The organism is Microbacterium phoenicis (assembly GCF_047302325.1).
Classification (GTDB): Bacteria; Actinomycetota; Actinomycetes; order Actinomycetales; family Microbacteriaceae; genus Microbacterium.
In genome coordinates this window covers 2,548,449-2,562,896 of the sequence record NZ_CP154849.1, presented here as the reverse complement: position 1 = coordinate 2,562,896, position 14,448 = coordinate 2,548,449, and the positions used below count along the sequence as shown (strand labels likewise).

Sequence of the window (14,448 nt, the reverse complement as noted above, 5' to 3'; positions counted from 1 at the left end):
TCGCCACCCCAGCTTCAGTCGCCGCTGCGGGTGACCTGCCACATGGGGAACGGATCCTCGAAGGCCGCCCATGCCGAGGGTCCTGCCGCGAGCTCGTCGTCGGTCAGCGCCGTCTCGTCCAGGGCAGCGCGCAGCGCGCGGTGGTGCAGATCCAGTCCGGTGATCGCGATGTCCTCGCCGACGGCCAGGAGCCCCTCGGCCTCCGGCATCCCGTCGTCCACTTGGACGGGCGAGAAGGCGATCATCGAACCGACGTGGTCCCACTGCGCGACGATGTTCGAGCGGGTCGCGAAGCGGCAGAAGCCCGCCGAACGGATGACGGAGCCGAACTCCCCGCTCTCGATCCGCTCATCGAGCAGGGCCTGCAGGCGTCCGGGATGCAGCGGGCGCACGTTCTCGTATCGCAGCGCGCTGATCCGAGGGTCGGTCATGTGCGGCGCGAACTCTCCGTTCAGCAGCTGCACCCAGCCGGGCGCGTCCTGGTGGGAGCGGATCGGGATCGGTGCGGTGGGCAGCAGGTCGACGGCCGGCTGATGCAGGCGCAGTCGCGCCGACGGGGCGAGGTGGCTGACCAGCGCCATCGTGATCGAAAGGTCCGGAGTCGACAGTCCCGACCAGTTCACGAGCACGATCGTCGAGGCGTACTCGAGCTGTTGCACCGTGAGCAGCGCGTGAGCCGTGTAGCGGGTGCGCGGCATCCCGCTCTCGTCGACCTCGGCAGATCCCGCGTAGGTCTCGCATCGGAGGTCGTCGAGCAGATGCGGCGCATCGACGACGCACACGACGCCGCGCAGGCGCACCCCGCTGCCGCGCTCCGCGAGTGTCCCGATGACGTCGAGGATCGAGGCGTCGGACGGGAACTCCGCGACGACACCACTCCCGACGTCGAGCCATGGGAGGAACGCTGCAGCGCTCGACGCCGGGTCCTGCAGGGCGAGTCGGGATGCCGCGAGGAGCGGTCTCGACGTCGCGCGACTCAACTGGGCCGCGTAACGCGCCCGCTCCGGACCGCATGCTCCCATCACGGCGACCACGTCCGTCTCCGTCATCCGACACCTCATTCCATCGCGGCGTGTGTAGCCTTGATGATAACCGTTCTCAATTAGGAGTGTGTCATGAAGGTCCGAGCGTCCCTGAAGTCCCTGAAGAATCAGCCCGGCGCCCAGGTCGTCCGTCGTCGCGGCCGCGTTTTCGTCATCAACAAGCTCAACCCGCGGTTCAAGGGCCGTCAGGGCTGACGCTCTCGGCGGGGCGCGCGCGCGCGGGAGGAGGGTGCGGCGGCCGCCGGGGGTCAGGCCGGCGTGCCGCTCCCGCGGGTCGCGGCGCGCCGCCGCTGCACGGCGTCGACGATCACATCCACCACGACGAACGCGGCGAGGGTCCAACCCACCAGCGGGAGCGCGAGGCCGATCAACACACCACCCGCGACGACGGCCGTGACACCCCACCAGGGTGCACCGTCGAGCACGCCGCGGCGGGGCGGCATCCCGACCCGTGCGGTCTTGGTGGGACGGCGCTTCACCCACATGACGTAGCCGAGGACGACCATCCCGCCGATCGCGACGGCGAGCAGGAACATCACGATCTGGTTCGCGAGGCCGAACATCGTCCCCATATGGATCGAGACGCCCCATGATGCGAGCTTGGCCGGCAGCGAGAAGCCGGCGAAGTCGACGCGGTCGACGGGCTGCAGCGTCGCGCCGTCGATCGCGACGGCGTCGAGGTGTCCGGGGAAGCCGCGGTCGATCTCCTGCACCTTCCACGCCTGATCGGCCGCGGCGGGCGGCGTGATCTGCACCAGGTTGGTGTCGATGTTGACCTTCCGGGCCGCCGCGAGCACGTCGTCGAACGTGCTCGGGTCGACGGTGAGAGCAGCGGATGCCGCACCGTGCCCCGCGTGCTCGTCCCCGCCGCCGGCGGCTCCGCCGAGGCTCGTCGAGACGGCGGGTGTGGTCCAGTCGAGGGCGGCGCGCAGGTTCGTGACGTTCTGTCCGCCGTAGGTCGACCACGTGATGCCGGTCGCCGAGAGGAACACCGCGCCGAGCGCGATCCAGATGCCGACCGAGGTGTGCCAGCTGAAGAAGCGCCGGTAGCCGGTGTATTTCCGGGCGGGCCGGACGAAGTCCTTCTTCGTCCGCGCCGTGCGGATGCGGAACACCCACATGATGACGCCGGCCACGACGACGATGCCGAGCCAGGATGCCGCGAGCTCGCTGTACAGGCGGCCGGGGTCGCCGAGCCCGAGACTCCGGTGCATGTTGCTGATCGCGGTGCGCAGCGGCAGCGACCCGCTCGTCCCGTAGACGGTCTCGTCGCCGCGGATCTCGCCGGTGCCGGGATCGACGAACACGGCGCGCGACTCGCTCTCGCCGAGACCGTCCTGCGCGAACATGACGCGCGTCGTGTCGCCGGGCTCGGGAGCGGGACGGACGGCCGACAGCGTCGCGGCGTCGCCGACGTGCGCCTCGGCGACCTCGACCTGCTCGCCGAGGCTGAGCTGCGTGTCCGTGACCGGCGCGTGCAGCTGTCGCGCGTACACGGCCTGCTCGATCGTCGGTGACAGGGCGTAGAGGGCGCCGCTGAGCGCGGCGACGAGGATGAACGGTCCGACGAGGATGCCGGCGTAGAAGTGCAGGCGTACGAGGAAGGCGCCGAACCAGCCCGGTCGTCGGGGAGGTCGAGCGGTGGCAGGCGGGGTGGTGAGCGTAGCGGTCATGATCGCTTTCGAGAGAGAGGGAGCAGCAGAAGGGCGCGCCGATGCGACGGCGCGGCGCGCCGCGGCATCCCTCGTCGAGAGCGGAGAAGCGGCGCGCGTCAGATCGTGAGCGCGCGCGGCGGACCGCGGCCGGCGGTGACGCGGCGGGCGATCGAGCGCAGGACGGGGACGTCGGTCGACGCCGGTGCGGGGGCCGGACGGTCGACGGCGCCGAGAACGAGAACGGCGGTGAGGATGCGGCGGCGCACCCAGCGGGCGATCTCGGCAGCGAGGGCCAGCAGGCGCAATGCCGCGCGCTCGCCGCGGTGCAGCAGCGCGACGGTGAGGAGGGCGGCGAGGCCGTGCATGGCCCACATGAGCGGATCGGCGCAGATCGCGGCGGCGGTGCCCCCGGCATCCGTCATCGGCATCGTCCCGTGGTGGTGCGGCAGGCCCGACGGGCTGATCGTGCCGATCACGAAGAGGGTGTGGAAGAGGAGCTGGCTGCCGGTGACGGCGAGGGCCAGGCGGGGGAGCGACAGGCGGCGGCCCGCGAGCGCCGTGCAGACGAAGAGCGAGAGCGCGAGGGGGACGACGATGCCGAGCCAACCGGGCATCTGCCCGCCGCCGGCGACGTGCGAGAGCAGTGCCGCCCAAGTGGCGACGGATGCCGCGAGTGCGCCGCGGAGGACGCGGGAGACTCGGGACGGGCGCACGCGTCCATTGTGACAGGGCCCGGGGTCCTTGCGAGGTCGGCGTCGCTGCGCAAGCCCTGGGGAGAACCCGGTCCGCGCGATTACCGTGAGGGGACTTTCACCGGTCGGAGGGCATCATGACGAACTATGCGCAGCGGAACGAAGCGGTCCAGCGTAAGCAGATGGGCTCGGGCGCGTTCGTCGCGATCTTCATGAGCCTCGTGTTCCTGGTCGTCGCGGCGGGCTTCGCGATCCTCGGGGTGCTGTTCATCACGAACCCGATGCCGGTCGTCGTCCTCGGTGTGCTGATGCTGATCGGGGCCGTCGCCGTGCTGGTCCTGTCGGGGCTGTGCATCGCCGCGTCGGTGCGGGCGCTGATGCGTCCCGAGAAGGCGAAGCAGCGCGTCGAGCGCATGGCCTGAGGTGGCCCGGGCGCGAGCGCGACGCGGGCGGATCGCCCAGCGCCGAATCACCACCGACGTGCCGAATCACCACTCGGAGGCACGCATCTCGATGGTGACTCGGCAGCTGGCTGGTGACTCGGCGCGGGATGCCGGGGCCACCTGCCGACCGCGTGCGAGGATCGACGCATGCTGGCTGACCTCCTGGACGCGCTCGGTGGAGCGCTCGTAGCCGTCGGCGAGGCTCGGCGTGGCCCGCGATACGTGCACGGCCGCATCCGGCTCACCCGAGGTGAGATCGAGGGTCTGTCGCAGCTCGAGGACGTGGGCGGGGAAGCAGCCGTCGACCATCGCACGATCATCATCAACGACGTGACTCTCACGGGTGTCGCCATCGCGCCCCAGCCGTTGCGGATCTCATACCTCGACGACATCGACCAGCGGGCTCAGGTCGTCCGCATCGAGTTCGACGGCGGAGCCGCGGAGTGGACCATCCCCGAGTCGACCAACCTCCAGAAGCTGCGGAAGCGCATCGGCGCGTCGTTCTGAGGCGCCCGCGTGCCGCCCACTGCGGCCGAATCACCACTCGCGTGCCGAGTCACCACTCGCGTGCGTGCATTCCGCTGGTGATTCGGCAGCCGGGTGGTGATTCGACGCGGGATGCCGGGGCTGGAACGCCGCCAACGGCCACCCCGCACGCACGAAAGCCCCGAACCGGACAGGTCCGGGGCTTTCGTCAAACATCTGTGTCAGACGGCCTGCGCGAGGGCGAAGCCGACCGATCCGTCCTCTTCGAGGCGGGCGTCGAGGATCCGGTCACCAAGGGCGACGGTCGCTGCGGGGTCCACGAAGACGCGGGCTCCGTCGCTTTCGACGACGGTGTCGCCGTCGGTGGGAGCGGGGGCGAGGGACAGTGCGTACCCGTTCTGCGGGTCTGCGGCCTCGGCGATCCGAAGGCCACCGGTCTCGGTGGGGATCTGCGAGGAGAGGCTCTTGACGGCGGTGCTGGCGTTCTCGGTGAGAGTGAGCATGGTGCTCCCTTCCGTGGATTGCGGGCGTGAGCGGGCAACGATGCCGAGAATTGGATGCCGCCGCAACCGCTGACACACCATTGCCGCGCACTCACACGGCTTACGGAGGTTCATGCTTACGCGTTGTAGAACCTGTTGAACGAATTCAAGAACATGACCACGAGCATGACGATGCTCAACATAGCCCCGACGCCGGCGACGATGATCGCGACAATCGCGGGACGCTTGTCAGCGCGACGTCGGGCCAGTTCGATGAAGCCGAGAATGAAGGCGATGGCCTGTGCGGGCCATGCGAGGAGGATTCCGAGGGGGAGGTAGATCGACCAGAACCCGATGATCGCGCTCACCAGCGCGACCGTGCTGGCCGGACTGATCGACTTCACCGTCGCCACGTAGCTCTTGGTCGTCGAGCTCATCATCTGCCCCCCCGGTCGATGTGATTCCCCCCAACCTAGCGTTCCGGTCAGACATCATCCCCGCGGCGTACACCGGATCATCACGCGGGCCGATTCGCGCGCGGGGCCGTCCGGCTTGACTCGACTCATGACCCACACTCGTCTTCGTCTCGCTGCCGCCGCCGGCCTCGTCGCTCCGCTCCTGGTCCTCGCGCTCGCCGCCTGCAATCCGATGGACGCCGTCGAGAAGGTGCACTCCGAGGGCTTCGCCGACCGCGCCACCGCCGCGAAGGACTGGGTAGGCGTCGCGATGCCGACGTGGATCCCCGCAGGCGCCACGAGCATCAAGAACACCGCCACGAACAATGAGACGAACGCGGTCATCGCCGTGGAGGGCGGCGAACTCGAGGGCTGCCCCGAGATGGACCGTCGCGGTCTGCCTTTCGACAGTCGCTACGGCAGCCTCGGTGAGCCGCTGCCGACGACCGTCTTCGCGTGCGGTCCGTACGAGGTCGTGAAGACCGACGCCGGCTGGCTGGGCTGGTTCAACGCGACGGAAGAAGGCCAGACGCCTGAGGACGTGTGATCGTCGGATGCCGCGGGTCGGCATCGTCGGATGAGACACTGAACCGTCGATCAAGGGAGGCTGCCGTGGGGCGGATGACGATGCGAGCAGCGACTGCGAGCGCGGGCGCGCTGGCGATCGCGGCGCTGATGCTGGCCGGCTGCGCTCCGGAGCCGTCCCCGACGCCGACGATCGCGTCGCCGTCGCCGAGCGCGTCGTCGCCGAGCCCGACGCCCAGCCCGACACCGACCCCGAGCGACAGCCCGACTCCGACTCCCGTCGCGCCGCCCGCGACGCGTCCCGTCGAGCCGCCGACCAGCACGGACCCGGACGCCGCCGGCATGACCGCAGGCCAGGCGGGGACACTGTGCGCCAAGGAGCACCGCACCGGCCAGAGCGCGGGTGACACGCAGGTCGGTCAGCCGACCGTCTACGAGCGGTCGGTCTCGCCGCGCTGGTACGTCACGATCCTCGCCGAGAACGAGTTCGGTCAGTACTACCAGGAGTGCGTCCTCGGCGGGTCCGAGAGCAACCCCGATTGGTCGCTGACGCAGGGGACGCCGAAGGATCAGCTGACCAAGGCGCACATACAGCAGATGCGGACGCAGAACGAGGGCTTCGACGCCGACCACTGACGTGCCGATACGGTGAGGCATGGCCATCACCGTGTACCCGCCGCGCGACTTCGCTCTCGACGGGCAGCGTTGCCGCGTCCACGTCTACGACGTCGTGACTGGGACGGACCGGGTCGTGTTCGAGACCGACGCGGTGCTGCTCGAGGCGCCGAACTGGGCGCCGGAGGGGCTGCTCCTGAACGGTGCGGGCAAGCTGTGGCTATTGGACGCGGATGCCGCGGGTGCCGACATCGCGGAGGTGCCGTTCACCGGCATCCCGCCCATCAACAACGACCATGTGCTCGTGCCGGGGACCGCCGACATCCTGCTGTCGGCGAACGACGGGCAGATCTATCGGGCGCCGCGGACCGGGGGAGAGGGCACGCGGATCACGGATCCGGACGACCCGTTCATGCACTTCCTGCACGGGGTGAGCCCGGATGCCGCATGGATCGCGTACACCGCTCTGTCGATCGATGACGGCGAGGTGACGTCGGCGGATCTGCGGACCGCTCGCATCGACGGGTCGGAGGATGCGCCGCTGACGTCAGGGCAGGTCGCCGACGGCAGCGAGTGGTCGCCGGGGGGATCGTGGATCTATCTGAACACGGAGGAGTTCTCGGATGCCGCGGGTCACGCGCAGATCGCGCGGATGCGGCGTGACCGTTCCGGACTCGAGCAGCTGACGTTCGACGATCGTGTGAACTGGTTCCCGCACCCGTCGCCGACCGGGCGTGACGCGGTATACATCAGCTTCCCGCCGGGCACGCATGGGCACCCGGCCGACCTCGAGGTCGAGTTGCGGCTCGTGCGGAGCGGGCGCTGGCGGCACCCCGAGACCGTCGCGACGGTGTTCGGCGGTCAAGGCACGATCAACGTGAACAGCTGGACCTCGGACGGGTCGAGGTTCGCGTACGTCGACTATCCGGTGGGGTCTTGATAGGCAAGTAACCGCTTGCCTATACTCGCGGCATGGGCGATGTGTTCAAGGCTCTCGCCGACGAGACGCGTCGGATGATCCTCGACGACCTCGCCGAGCGCGACGGGCAGACGCTGTTCGAGCTGTGCGTGCGGCTGGCCGATCGCGGCGTGACGCATTCGCGGCAGGCGGTGTCGCAACATCTGGCGGTCCTCGAAGAGGCGGGCCTCGTGCACAGTGAGCGTCGCGGCAAGTTCAAGTTCCACACGATCGACACCCGGCCGCTCGCTCAGATCTCGGAGCGCTGGCCCCTTCCCGAAGGAGAGTCATGAAGATCCAGACCGTGAGCGTGTTCGTCGACGACCAGCAGCGCGCGCTCGAGTTCTACACCGAGAAGCTCGGCTTCACCGTGGCCGCCGACGTTCCGATGGGCGAGTTCCGGTGGCTGACGGTCGTCGACCCCGCGTCGCCCGAGGGTACCCAGCTGTCGCTCGAGCCGAAAGCTCACCCCGCGGTGCCGCCGTTCACCGAGGCGCTGCTCGAGGACGGCATCCCGTTCTTCGTCCTGGGTGTCGACGACGTCCAGGCCGAGTACGAGCGGCTGCGGGGGCTCGGGGTGGACTTCACGCAGCCGCCGATCGACCACGGGCCGGTGACGACCGCTGTGCTCAGTGACACGGTGGGAAATCTGCTGCAGATCGCCGCGGTGAAGGGCTGAGATCACTCGGTGGGGGGGCTGCCGGTGTCGATCTCGAGGTACTTCGGCTGCAACGGGATGACGTCACCGGGGTGGATGACCGGAGGTTCGTCGGCCCACTGGCCGGTCAGCGACGACATGTAATAGAGGTCGAAGCAGAAGCGGTCGCGGATGCTGCGCCAGTTGTCGTTCGGGGCGACGGTGTAGTCGATGAGGGTGCCGTCGGCCTCCGTTCGGGTGGTGCCCTTCGCGCCGTAGGCGGAGCCGGTGTCGGCCGGTTGCCCCGAGACATTCGCCCTGGACATGGGCGAGTCCTCGCTCACCGGCTCCCAGCTGATCGAGGCGACCGTCGGATAGCCGGTCGCGTCGTGAGGGCAGGCGGGGAAGATGTAGCCCGAGGCTCGGCGGGCGTCGGCGTAAAACTCCTCCCGGAGAGCGATGTGTTCGCCGGCGAACAGAGTGATGTTCGGGTCGTAGATCTCGTACAGCTTCTCGAGGTCAAGGCAGAACCGATCGGCGATCCCGCTCAGAGTGTCGTTCTCGGCCAACACGTAGACGGCCGCGAGTCCGTCATCGTCGCGCTCGTAGACGGCTCCGTCCGCGCCGTCGCGGTGGCCGGTATCGGCTCGTTCCGGCGACGACGCGCACGCCTCGCCGGCCGCTTGTTGCTCTGCGTCCGCCTCGCTCGATGCCTGGGGTCGAGACGGCGCGGCTGTGGTTTCTGCGGATCGTTCCGACGTGTCGACCGTGCATCCTGCGAGGGCGGCGGCGAGAATTCCGAGGACGGCGATGGCCGTACGAGCGGATGCCGCGCGTCGGACGATCCTCTTCTGCGCGGCGCTCATCCCCGCACGTTATCGGCCGGCGGGTCGATACTCAAACGATTCGAAGAACGCCCGCCGCGAAGCGCTCGCCGATGAGGCGGTGCGCCTCGGGGCTCGGGTGGAGCCGGTCGGGGAGCGGGTGAGTCGCGGCATCCGCTTCGCCGTAGAGGGCGAGGCCGTCGACGAGATGCAGATTCGGGTCGTCGCGGTGCGCGAACACATCGGCGAGGGCGTCGCGGATGACCTCGAGGGTGAGGCGCCCGCCGGCGGTGTCGCCGGGCGTGCCGGCCGCGCCGAAGAGCAGCGTGCCGGTGGCGAACGACTCGGGGTCGATGGTGCCGGGGCCGGGCGTCTGCTCGTGGATGCCGCACCAGATCGGCGTGATGAGGTGCAGCGGAGTGTCGGGGTGGCCGTCGCGGATCGTGTCGAGGAAGCCGTGCACCGCGGGAACGAACGCGCGCAGCCGCATCGCGTCGGCGTTGACGACGTTGATGCCGAGCGCAACGCTGATGACGTCGGCGGGGGTGTCGCGGATGACTCGCGCCATGAACGGGTCGACCTGCGCGCTGCCGCCGACGCCGAGGTTGCGGAGGTCGAGTCCGACACGGCGCGCGGCGAGCGAGACCCAGGTGGCGCTCGGCTGGGTCGCGTTGGAGCCCTGACTGATCGAGCTGCCGTGGTGCACCCAGCGCGGGCGCGTGGTCGTGTCGGGCGAGGCGGGGGCGTCGGCGCGCAGCGCGACCAGCTCGATGGTCTCGTTGTGCGGCAGCCAGAGCTCGATGAGCTTGTCGCGCGGGTCGAGCCCATCGACCGTGATGCGTTGGTCGGGTCCTTCGATCAGCTGACGGATGCCGGTGGCCGGGTCGGTGTCGACGGTGTCGCCGCCGTCGAGCTCGACGCTGTCATGCAGGGCGCTGTCGATGCGGACGTCGACGCGTCCGCTCGGGCGGGAGAGTCCGCGGAGGGTCGCGCGCGTCGAGCGGAGGTCGAGCTCGAGCCGGGATGCCGCGGTCCGCACCGCGATGCGCGCGCCCGCGGGCTGCGCCTCGACGCCGAGCAGCTGCGGCTCGGGGTACTGGGTGCGGACCCAGGCGGGCAGGCGGTGGAGGCGCAGGCCGCGGCCGGTGGGTTCGAGTTCGGCGAGTCCGCGGACGGTGGTGGTGTCGAGGGCGATGTCGATCATGCGGGGTCCTTCGGAGTCCAGGTGCGGAGGGCGCGGTCGAGGGCGTCGATGGCGCGGTTCCAGGAGGTGTCGGTGGTCTCGTCGCGGTGGGCGAAGGATGAAGCGGATTCGAGGGCGAGGTAGCCCGCGATGGTGGCGCTCGCGAAGCGCACCGCGTGGATGGTCTCGCTCTCGGGCAGGGCGTAGTCATCGAGTGAGCCGACGACGAGCGCCGAGATGCGGGATGCCGCCGGCCCGGTGACCTCGTTGCGCTCGACCGGCTGCGAAATCATCGCCCAGCGTGCCGGGTGCGCGAAGGCGTAGGAGCGCTGCGCGTTGGCGAGGTCGCGGAGCGAGGGAGAGTCGCCGATGGCGTCGGCGAGCTCGTGGAAGACGGCGGCCTGGACGGCGCTGCGGAGTGCGGCGAGGTCGCGGACGTGCGCGTAGAGGCTGGCGGTCTGCACGCCGACGCGGCGGGCGAGCGCCGACATGGAGAGCGCGTCGGGCCCGTCGGCGTCGATGAGATCGAGCGCCGCTCGGGTGAGAGCGTCGGGGGAGAGGTTCGCGCGGGGCACGAGGAGTTAACCTACACCCTTTAGGTTTTGCCCATCCGCCCCCGCGGATGGTCCTGTGTGAGAGAACGTTCATCTTCCGTGCGAAGGGGTGATCATCTCCAACGGATTTTTTATCGTGGAGCTGCTGTCGGCTGGAGATTGGCTAGGCCGGTAAGCGTCAGAACAGTTATCGAGACGAGAAGAGGATTGCAATGTCATTCAGGATGAAGAGTCTTACCGTCACGGTCGCCGGAGGATTGGCGCTGGCGTTGATGGGACCGGGCGCCGCGTACGCGGCACCAACCGCCGAGTCCCACATCGTGAATGAATCTGCAGGTGCTGCTTCTCCCAAGCAGCTGGCGGGAGCGCTCGAGACCGTATTTACGGAGGTGGTCGTGCTCGACGAGTCGGGACGCCTCGTGTCTTATGACGAGGATCGCGCTGTGGAGCTACTCGGCGAGAAGGAGGCTGCTGAGCTGACGCGTCAGGTTGAGGCTGCTCGCGGCCTTGGTGCCGGTCCGGCGTCTCGCGTTGCAGCGGCTTCGGCGAATTCATTCGTGGACTGCATGGTGCAGAACAGTGTCATTGGATTGATCAGCGGTGTGGCTACGGGGGCGTACGCCGAGCTGATCAGGGAGCAGAAGTGGGACGAGCTGGCCGAGAAGCTTCTGCCGAGACTCGTCCGCAGCGGATTCACCGGCGGCGTTGTCGGGATCGTCGGGAGCTTGGCAGCGGGCGCAGTGCAGTGCTCGTTCTTCAATAACTAGTCGGTGGATCCTGCCGGCGGGCTCCGCTGCGCGGTGCTGCGTCTAGGGCAGCCCATACTTTCGGAGCCCGTCGAGCAGGGATCGAAAGGCCTTCACGCCGTCGCCGGTCGCGCGCACGATCGTCTGTGAATATCGCCCGCTTCTTTCCTTCCGCACCTCAACGAGTCCGCGGTCGTCGAGAAACCCAACGGCCTTGGAGATATCGGGAGTGGTAAGCCCTGTGAACTTTTCCAAAGACCGGTAGTCGGATTCGTCAACCTGGCACAGAAAGCCAAGGACTTTGAAGCGCGGAAGGACGAGCAGTTCTCGTTCTGTTGCGACGTCACTCATCGCCGCCCCCATCGGATGAGAGCGACCAGAGTAAGGAAGAGGATCACGGGAACAGCGGGCCCGAGCCACGTCGAAAGCGCCGAACTCGGAGTGAACTGTAAAAGGTTCCAGCCGGTCACAATCGAGATGACCGCGACCGCAACAGCCAAGGCATTCGTGTAGCGGGGGGTGCGTGGCTGATTGCGTCGAGTTACCCGCAAGGCCTGGAAAGTAACCATGCCAATCGCTGCGAAGCAAACCAGGATGAACCCGGGCACGGATCCTCCTGAAGCAGCGACGCCGCCGACGTAGGTGATCAGAGGGATGCCGATGATCGATGTGACCTCGGAAGCTGTCCATGACCAAGCGGGTCGCGCGGGCAGATCTGCGGGCGTCGCGGGTCGTGTGTCATCCATGTGGTTCTCCTCAATGGTGAACGGCCTCCAATCACAGTAGCAACTACTTGCAAATACGCAAGTGATGCAGGATGTCGCCCGCCTGCGAAACCGTCCGTGGAAGCATGGTCGCATGAACCCGGGCGACGAGTTCCCGCGCCTGCACGGTCAGGCGATCGACCCCGCAGCCCTCGCCGGGGAGGGTGAGCCGTTCGCGGATTTGGTGGCCCGCCACGGCGGCGAGCCCTTCTCCGTGCCGCAGCCGAACGGCTGGCGCGTGCTCAAGGAACGCAGTCAGGCCGTCGAGATCGGTGCCCCGCTTGACGCCGAACGGCGGCTGTGGCACCTCGCCTCGATAGGCCCGGGCGACGAGGTGTGGTTCCTCGACAAACCGGAACCGCTGCGCGCGAGCCTCGCAGAGCAGCGTCGCGGGCTCACATTGCGGTGGCCGGCCGCAGTCCCGCCGGACTCGGGCCCGGACGCGTTCGCCGTCGACATCGTGAACACCGGTGACGCGCGGTGGGAGCCGGATGGGGACTCTTTCTCCGTCGTCGGCACAGTGGCCCCGGTGGGCGAAGACGAGGCCTACATCGGCTGGGCCACGATGAGTGGGCCGCGCGCGGTCCCTCTCGACCCGGGCGAATACGCGCGCGTGCCGGTGCAGATCGCAGAGTCGGCCTGGGCGACGCTGACGCCCGGCGCACACGCCCTCCACGCGCTCCTCGTGCCGCTGATGGTGCGGAGCGAGCCGCTCCGGATCGAGGTGTCGGCGCAGACGATCGAGGTGGCCCGGATGGCGGATCGCTCGCGGGACAGTGACCGCCACCGGCGAGCCTTGGAACAGGACCTTCGTCGACAGCGGGTGCTGCTGGATGCCGCGTCGCGCCTCTCCGACATCGCCGCCGCCATCGACGACACGGCGACCGAGGATGAGGCGCTCGCCGCGATCGAGGCGCTGCTCGGGGTGGACACGGCGGGAGCTCGCGAGGTGTTCCAGGCATCCATCAGTGACCTGCACGTGTCGTCGTCGGCGTGGCGCCGGGAGCGCATCGCTGAGACCGAACAGCGGCTCGCCGAGTAGCGATCTCCGCCGCGAGAGGGAGGCGTGCCGCAGCGCCTGCGGCTTACCGTCGATGAGGACGAAAGGAGCACGCGATGACGGAACCGAAGAATGAGACCCCGGTAGCGGTGTGGTACTTCATCGGCGCGACCTTCGCGGGTGCGCTCCCGAACCTGCTGTTCCCGGGCCTGGATGCGTGGGTGCGGGTGCCCTTTATCCTCGTGGCGCTGGTGCTGATCTTCGCCGGCTTCGTACAGCTGCGCCGCGAAACCGGCTGGGGTGCTAAACCCAGGGGCGACGAGCCGCCGACCGGATCGTCGCACGACGCCTGAGCGCGTCAGGCGCCGGTCTGCGGCAGTCGCGACTTCTTGAACTGGCCGAGCGCCAGCAGCACCAGGATGACGGCCGCGCAGGCGAGCCAGCCCGGCCAGCTGAGCGGTGACGCGGCGAGGGGCTGCAGGTCGGGCGTCGAGACGAGGAACGCGAAGCCAGCGGCGGCGTTGAACGCGCCGTGTCCGAGGACGGCGGGCCATACGTTGCCGGATCGCAGGCGCAGCCAGCCGAGCAGGATGCCGAAGCTGAGGCATCCCATCACCATGAGGGCGAGCCCGAACAGGTTGGGCTCGGCGAAGTTGTAGCCGAGCAGGATGATCGGCGCGTGCCAAAGGCCCCAGATGGCGCCGGTGATGAGCAGAGCCGGCCAGGTGCCGAGGGGGCGGAGTGCGGAGAGCAGCCAGCCGCGCCAGCCGAGCTCTTCGCCGAACGCGAGGAACGAGTTGATCACCGCACCAACGGGGATGAAGACGAGCTGGGTGATGACGAGCACCCCGACGGGGACTGCGATGTTTGGCGTTCCGGCCGCGTCGAGCTGAGCCTGGAGGGCCGCGGCGAAGCCCGAGAAGTTCACGAGGTCGAGATGGAGCGCTCCGGTCGCGGCGGCGATGAACGTGGCGAGCACCGGCACGAGTACGGCGATGCCCAGCCCGATGCCGAGCAGACCGAAGAAGCGGCCGAGGGGCTTGATCGGGACGAGGGCGAGCATGCGCCACGCGCGGCGTCCGGCGGTGCGGCGCAAGAACAGGGTGACGATGAGCGCGGCGACGGTCGGCGTGAACATCATCACCGGCAGGATCAGCGGCGCGATCGGTGTGGCGAGGCCCTCGCCCGTCCAGAGGGGGAGCGTGACGAGCCACGCGAGTCCGCACGCGAGAACGGTGAACGCGATGACCGCGATCCACGGGATGGCGGTGGTTCCGCGTGTGTCCGAAGTGGGGGGAGTGGATGCCGCGGGTGTGGGGTCCGTGCTCATGGTGAGGTGGCCTCCTGGTGGCGAGGTGCTTCCGCCGGTGTGGTCAGGGTGCGGCG

23 protein-coding genes are annotated in these 14,448 nt (G+C 68.9%); 11 read left to right on the top strand and 12 right to left on the bottom strand.

The genetic code is table 11. From position 1 onward, the window contains the following. Positions 1-14 precede the first annotated feature (14 nt). A complete protein-coding gene (locus tag ABCU91_RS12520; protein ID WP_413353936.1) occupies positions 15-1,049 on the bottom strand; it encodes a GTP-binding protein in 1,035 nt (344 codons plus the stop codon). Between the two features lie 66 nt (positions 1,050-1,115). On the opposite strand from ABCU91_RS12520, the gene ykgO reads away from it, so the two are divergent. Beyond that, entirely contained in the window at positions 1,116-1,238 is a 123-nt protein-coding gene (gene ykgO, locus ABCU91_RS12515; protein ID WP_036311902.1) for a type B 50S ribosomal protein L36, read from the top strand. 53 nt (positions 1,239-1,291) lie between these two features. On the opposite strand, the gene ABCU91_RS12510 is transcribed toward ykgO, so the two are convergent. Together ABCU91_RS12510 and ABCU91_RS12505 are read right to left on the bottom strand one after the other, a co-directional pair. Next, complete coding sequence (locus ABCU91_RS12510; RefSeq protein ID WP_413353935.1) at positions 1,292-2,716, bottom strand: PepSY-associated TM helix domain-containing protein; 1,425 nt, start codon at positions 2,714-2,716, stop codon at positions 1,292-1,294. 98 nt (positions 2,717-2,814) lie between these two features. Then, positions 2,815-3,411, bottom strand: coding sequence for a hypothetical protein (locus ABCU91_RS12505; RefSeq protein ID WP_413353934.1), 597 nt, complete (start codon positions 3,409-3,411; stop codon positions 2,815-2,817). A gap of 116 nt (positions 3,412-3,527) precedes the next feature. On the opposite strand from ABCU91_RS12505, the gene ABCU91_RS12500 reads away from it, so the two are divergent. Both ABCU91_RS12500 and ABCU91_RS12495 read left to right on the top strand, forming a co-directional pair. Beyond that, positions 3,528-3,812 (top strand): hypothetical protein, encoded by a 285-nt coding sequence (locus ABCU91_RS12500; protein WP_400365299.1) that lies wholly within the window; start codon positions 3,528-3,530, stop codon positions 3,810-3,812. 168 nt (positions 3,813-3,980) lie between these two features. Next, positions 3,981-4,340, top strand: coding sequence for a hypothetical protein (locus ABCU91_RS12495; RefSeq protein ID WP_413353933.1), 360 nt, complete (start codon positions 3,981-3,983; stop codon positions 4,338-4,340). A gap of 200 nt (positions 4,341-4,540) precedes the next feature. Here ABCU91_RS12495 and ABCU91_RS12490 read toward each other — a convergent pair whose 3' ends face one another. Both ABCU91_RS12490 and ABCU91_RS12485 read right to left on the bottom strand, forming a co-directional pair. Then, positions 4,541-4,822 (bottom strand): HesB/IscA family protein, encoded by a 282-nt coding sequence (locus ABCU91_RS12490; protein ID WP_406923761.1) that lies wholly within the window; start codon positions 4,820-4,822, stop codon positions 4,541-4,543. Between the two features lie 116 nt (positions 4,823-4,938). Beyond that, positions 4,939-5,238, bottom strand: a complete 300-nt coding sequence (locus ABCU91_RS12485) for a hypothetical protein (protein WP_413353932.1) — start codon at positions 5,236-5,238, stop codon at positions 4,939-4,941. A 127-nt stretch (positions 5,239-5,365) separates the two neighbouring features. Between ABCU91_RS12485 and ABCU91_RS12480 the strand changes: the two genes are divergently transcribed. Continuing rightward, positions 5,366-5,803 carry a hypothetical protein gene (locus ABCU91_RS12480; protein WP_413353931.1) on the top strand — a complete coding sequence of 146 codons (438 nt, stop codon included), beginning with the start codon at positions 5,366-5,368 and terminating at the stop codon, positions 5,801-5,803. Here ABCU91_RS12480 and ABCU91_RS12475 read toward each other — a convergent pair. Beyond that, positions 5,763-6,125, bottom strand: a complete 363-nt coding sequence (locus ABCU91_RS12475; protein ID WP_413353930.1) for a hypothetical protein — start codon at positions 6,123-6,125, stop codon at positions 5,763-5,765. The two genes, ABCU91_RS12480 and ABCU91_RS12475, sit on opposite strands and share 41 nt — an antisense overlap. Between ABCU91_RS12475 and ABCU91_RS12470 the strand changes: the two genes are divergently transcribed. From ABCU91_RS12470 to ABCU91_RS12455, 4 genes are read left to right on the top strand one after another with little or no spacing between them, the layout of a single operon-like run. Then, entirely contained in the window at positions 6,124-6,417 is a 294-nt protein-coding gene (locus tag ABCU91_RS12470; protein WP_406923764.1) for a hypothetical protein, read from the top strand. The genes ABCU91_RS12475 and ABCU91_RS12470 overlap by 2 nt on opposite strands. A gap of 19 nt (positions 6,418-6,436) precedes the next feature. After that, positions 6,437-7,336, top strand: coding sequence for a TolB family protein (locus ABCU91_RS12465; protein WP_413353929.1), 900 nt, complete (start codon positions 6,437-6,439; stop codon positions 7,334-7,336). A gap of 32 nt (positions 7,337-7,368) precedes the next feature. Further along, positions 7,369-7,647, top strand: a complete 279-nt coding sequence (locus ABCU91_RS12460) for an ArsR/SmtB family transcription factor (protein WP_091355304.1) — start codon at positions 7,369-7,371, stop codon at positions 7,645-7,647. Beyond that, positions 7,644-8,033, top strand: coding sequence for a VOC family protein (locus ABCU91_RS12455; RefSeq protein WP_413353928.1), 390 nt, complete (start codon positions 7,644-7,646; stop codon positions 8,031-8,033). Before ABCU91_RS12460 ends, ABCU91_RS12455 begins: the two co-directional genes overlap by 4 nt. Positions 8,034-8,035: 2 nt before the next feature. Here ABCU91_RS12455 and ABCU91_RS12450 read toward each other — a convergent pair whose 3' ends face one another. The 3 genes from ABCU91_RS12450 to ABCU91_RS12440 are packed head-to-tail and all read right to left on the bottom strand — an operon-like array spanning position 8,036 to position 10,573. Next, on the bottom strand, positions 8,036-8,857 hold the full coding sequence (locus tag ABCU91_RS12450; protein ID WP_413353927.1) for a hypothetical protein: 822 nt from the start codon (positions 8,855-8,857) through the stop codon (positions 8,036-8,038). A gap of 31 nt (positions 8,858-8,888) precedes the next feature. Continuing rightward, positions 8,889-10,019, bottom strand: a complete 1,131-nt coding sequence (locus ABCU91_RS12445) for a GDSL-type esterase/lipase family protein (protein ID WP_413353926.1) — start codon at positions 10,017-10,019, stop codon at positions 8,889-8,891. Then, positions 10,016-10,573, bottom strand: a complete 558-nt coding sequence (locus ABCU91_RS12440) for a TetR/AcrR family transcriptional regulator (protein ID WP_413353925.1) — start codon at positions 10,571-10,573, stop codon at positions 10,016-10,018. Before ABCU91_RS12440 ends, ABCU91_RS12445 begins: the two co-directional genes overlap by 4 nt. Before the next feature lie 191 nt (positions 10,574-10,764). On the opposite strand from ABCU91_RS12440, the gene ABCU91_RS12435 reads away from it, so the two are divergent. Continuing rightward, the gene (locus ABCU91_RS12435; RefSeq protein ID WP_413353924.1) at positions 10,765-11,319 is read left to right on the top strand and encodes a hypothetical protein; all 555 of its coding nucleotides are present in this window, start codon (positions 10,765-10,767) and stop codon (positions 11,317-11,319) included. Positions 11,320-11,361: 42 nt separating this feature from the next. On the opposite strand, the gene ABCU91_RS12430 is transcribed toward ABCU91_RS12435, so the two are convergent. Together ABCU91_RS12430 and ABCU91_RS12425 are read right to left on the bottom strand one after the other, a co-directional pair. Continuing rightward, positions 11,362-11,649, bottom strand: a complete 288-nt coding sequence (locus ABCU91_RS12430) for a transcriptional regulator (protein ID WP_413353923.1) — start codon at positions 11,647-11,649, stop codon at positions 11,362-11,364. Next, positions 11,646-12,044 (bottom strand): hypothetical protein, encoded by a 399-nt coding sequence (locus tag ABCU91_RS12425; protein ID WP_413353922.1) that lies wholly within the window; start codon positions 12,042-12,044, stop codon positions 11,646-11,648. Before ABCU91_RS12425 ends, ABCU91_RS12430 begins: the two co-directional genes overlap by 4 nt. Positions 12,045-12,156: 112 nt before the next feature. Between ABCU91_RS12425 and ABCU91_RS12420 the strand changes: the two genes are divergently transcribed. Further along, entirely contained in the window at positions 12,157-13,104 is a 948-nt protein-coding gene (locus ABCU91_RS12420) for a hypothetical protein (protein WP_413353921.1), read from the top strand. Positions 13,105-13,178: 74 nt separating this feature from the next. Continuing rightward, a complete protein-coding gene (locus tag ABCU91_RS12415) occupies positions 13,179-13,415 on the top strand; it encodes a hypothetical protein (RefSeq protein ID WP_413353920.1) in 237 nt (78 codons plus the stop codon). Between the two features lie 5 nt (positions 13,416-13,420). On the opposite strand, the gene ABCU91_RS12410 is transcribed toward ABCU91_RS12415, so the two are convergent. Continuing rightward, positions 13,421-14,392: a CPBP family intramembrane glutamic endopeptidase gene (locus ABCU91_RS12410; protein WP_413353919.1), complete on the bottom strand. Its 972-nt coding sequence runs from the start codon at positions 14,390-14,392 to the stop codon at positions 13,421-13,423. Positions 14,393-14,448 lie beyond the last annotated feature (56 nt).

Excerpts from the sequence above, each read along its gene's own strand:
- ABCU91_RS12485 (WP_413353932.1), bottom strand. The coding sequence starts at position 5,238 with ATGAGCTCGACGACCAAGAGCTACGTGGCGACGGTGAAGTCGATCAGT.
- ABCU91_RS12430 (WP_413353923.1), bottom strand. The coding sequence starts at position 11,649 with ATGAGTGACGTCGCAACAGAACGAGAACTGCTCGTCCTTCCGCGCTTC.
- ABCU91_RS12445 (WP_413353926.1), bottom strand. The coding sequence starts at position 10,019 with ATGATCGACATCGCCCTCGACACCACCACCGTCCGCGGACTCGCCGAA.
- ABCU91_RS12480 (WP_413353931.1), top strand. The coding sequence starts at position 5,366 with ATGACCCACACTCGTCTTCGTCTCGCTGCCGCCGCCGGCCTCGTCGCT.
- ABCU91_RS12455 (WP_413353928.1), top strand. The coding sequence starts at position 7,644 with ATGAAGATCCAGACCGTGAGCGTGTTCGTCGACGACCAGCAGCGCGCG.
- ABCU91_RS12510 (WP_413353935.1), bottom strand. The coding sequence starts at position 2,716 with ATGACCGCTACGCTCACCACCCCGCCTGCCACCGCTCGACCTCCCCGA.
- ABCU91_RS12460 (WP_091355304.1), top strand. The coding sequence starts at position 7,369 with ATGGGCGATGTGTTCAAGGCTCTCGCCGACGAGACGCGTCGGATGATC.
- ykgO (WP_036311902.1), top strand. The coding sequence starts at position 1,116 with ATGAAGGTCCGAGCGTCCCTGAAGTCCCTGAAGAATCAGCCCGGCGCC.
- ABCU91_RS12435 (WP_413353924.1), top strand. The coding sequence starts at position 10,765 with ATGTCATTCAGGATGAAGAGTCTTACCGTCACGGTCGCCGGAGGATTG.
- ABCU91_RS12415 (WP_413353920.1), top strand. The coding sequence starts at position 13,179 with ATGACGGAACCGAAGAATGAGACCCCGGTAGCGGTGTGGTACTTCATC.
- ABCU91_RS12420 (WP_413353921.1), top strand. The coding sequence starts at position 12,157 with ATGAACCCGGGCGACGAGTTCCCGCGCCTGCACGGTCAGGCGATCGAC.
- ABCU91_RS12425 (WP_413353922.1), bottom strand. The coding sequence starts at position 12,044 with ATGGATGACACACGACCCGCGACGCCCGCAGATCTGCCCGCGCGACCC.
- ABCU91_RS12475 (WP_413353930.1), bottom strand. The coding sequence starts at position 6,125 with ATGCCGGCGGCGTCCGGGTCCGTGCTGGTCGGCGGCTCGACGGGACGC.
- ABCU91_RS12470 (WP_406923764.1), top strand. The coding sequence starts at position 6,124 with ATGACCGCAGGCCAGGCGGGGACACTGTGCGCCAAGGAGCACCGCACC.
- ABCU91_RS12520 (WP_413353936.1), bottom strand. The coding sequence starts at position 1,049 with ATGACGGAGACGGACGTGGTCGCCGTGATGGGAGCATGCGGTCCGGAG.
- ABCU91_RS12410 (WP_413353919.1), bottom strand. The coding sequence starts at position 14,392 with ATGAGCACGGACCCCACACCCGCGGCATCCACTCCCCCCACTTCGGAC.
- ABCU91_RS12450 (WP_413353927.1), bottom strand. The coding sequence starts at position 8,857 with ATGAGCGCCGCGCAGAAGAGGATCGTCCGACGCGCGGCATCCGCTCGT.
- ABCU91_RS12490 (WP_406923761.1), bottom strand. The coding sequence starts at position 4,822 with ATGCTCACTCTCACCGAGAACGCCAGCACCGCCGTCAAGAGCCTCTCC.
- ABCU91_RS12500 (WP_400365299.1), top strand. The coding sequence starts at position 3,528 with ATGACGAACTATGCGCAGCGGAACGAAGCGGTCCAGCGTAAGCAGATG.
- ABCU91_RS12495 (WP_413353933.1), top strand. The coding sequence starts at position 3,981 with ATGCTGGCTGACCTCCTGGACGCGCTCGGTGGAGCGCTCGTAGCCGTC.
- ABCU91_RS12465 (WP_413353929.1), top strand. The coding sequence starts at position 6,437 with ATGGCCATCACCGTGTACCCGCCGCGCGACTTCGCTCTCGACGGGCAG.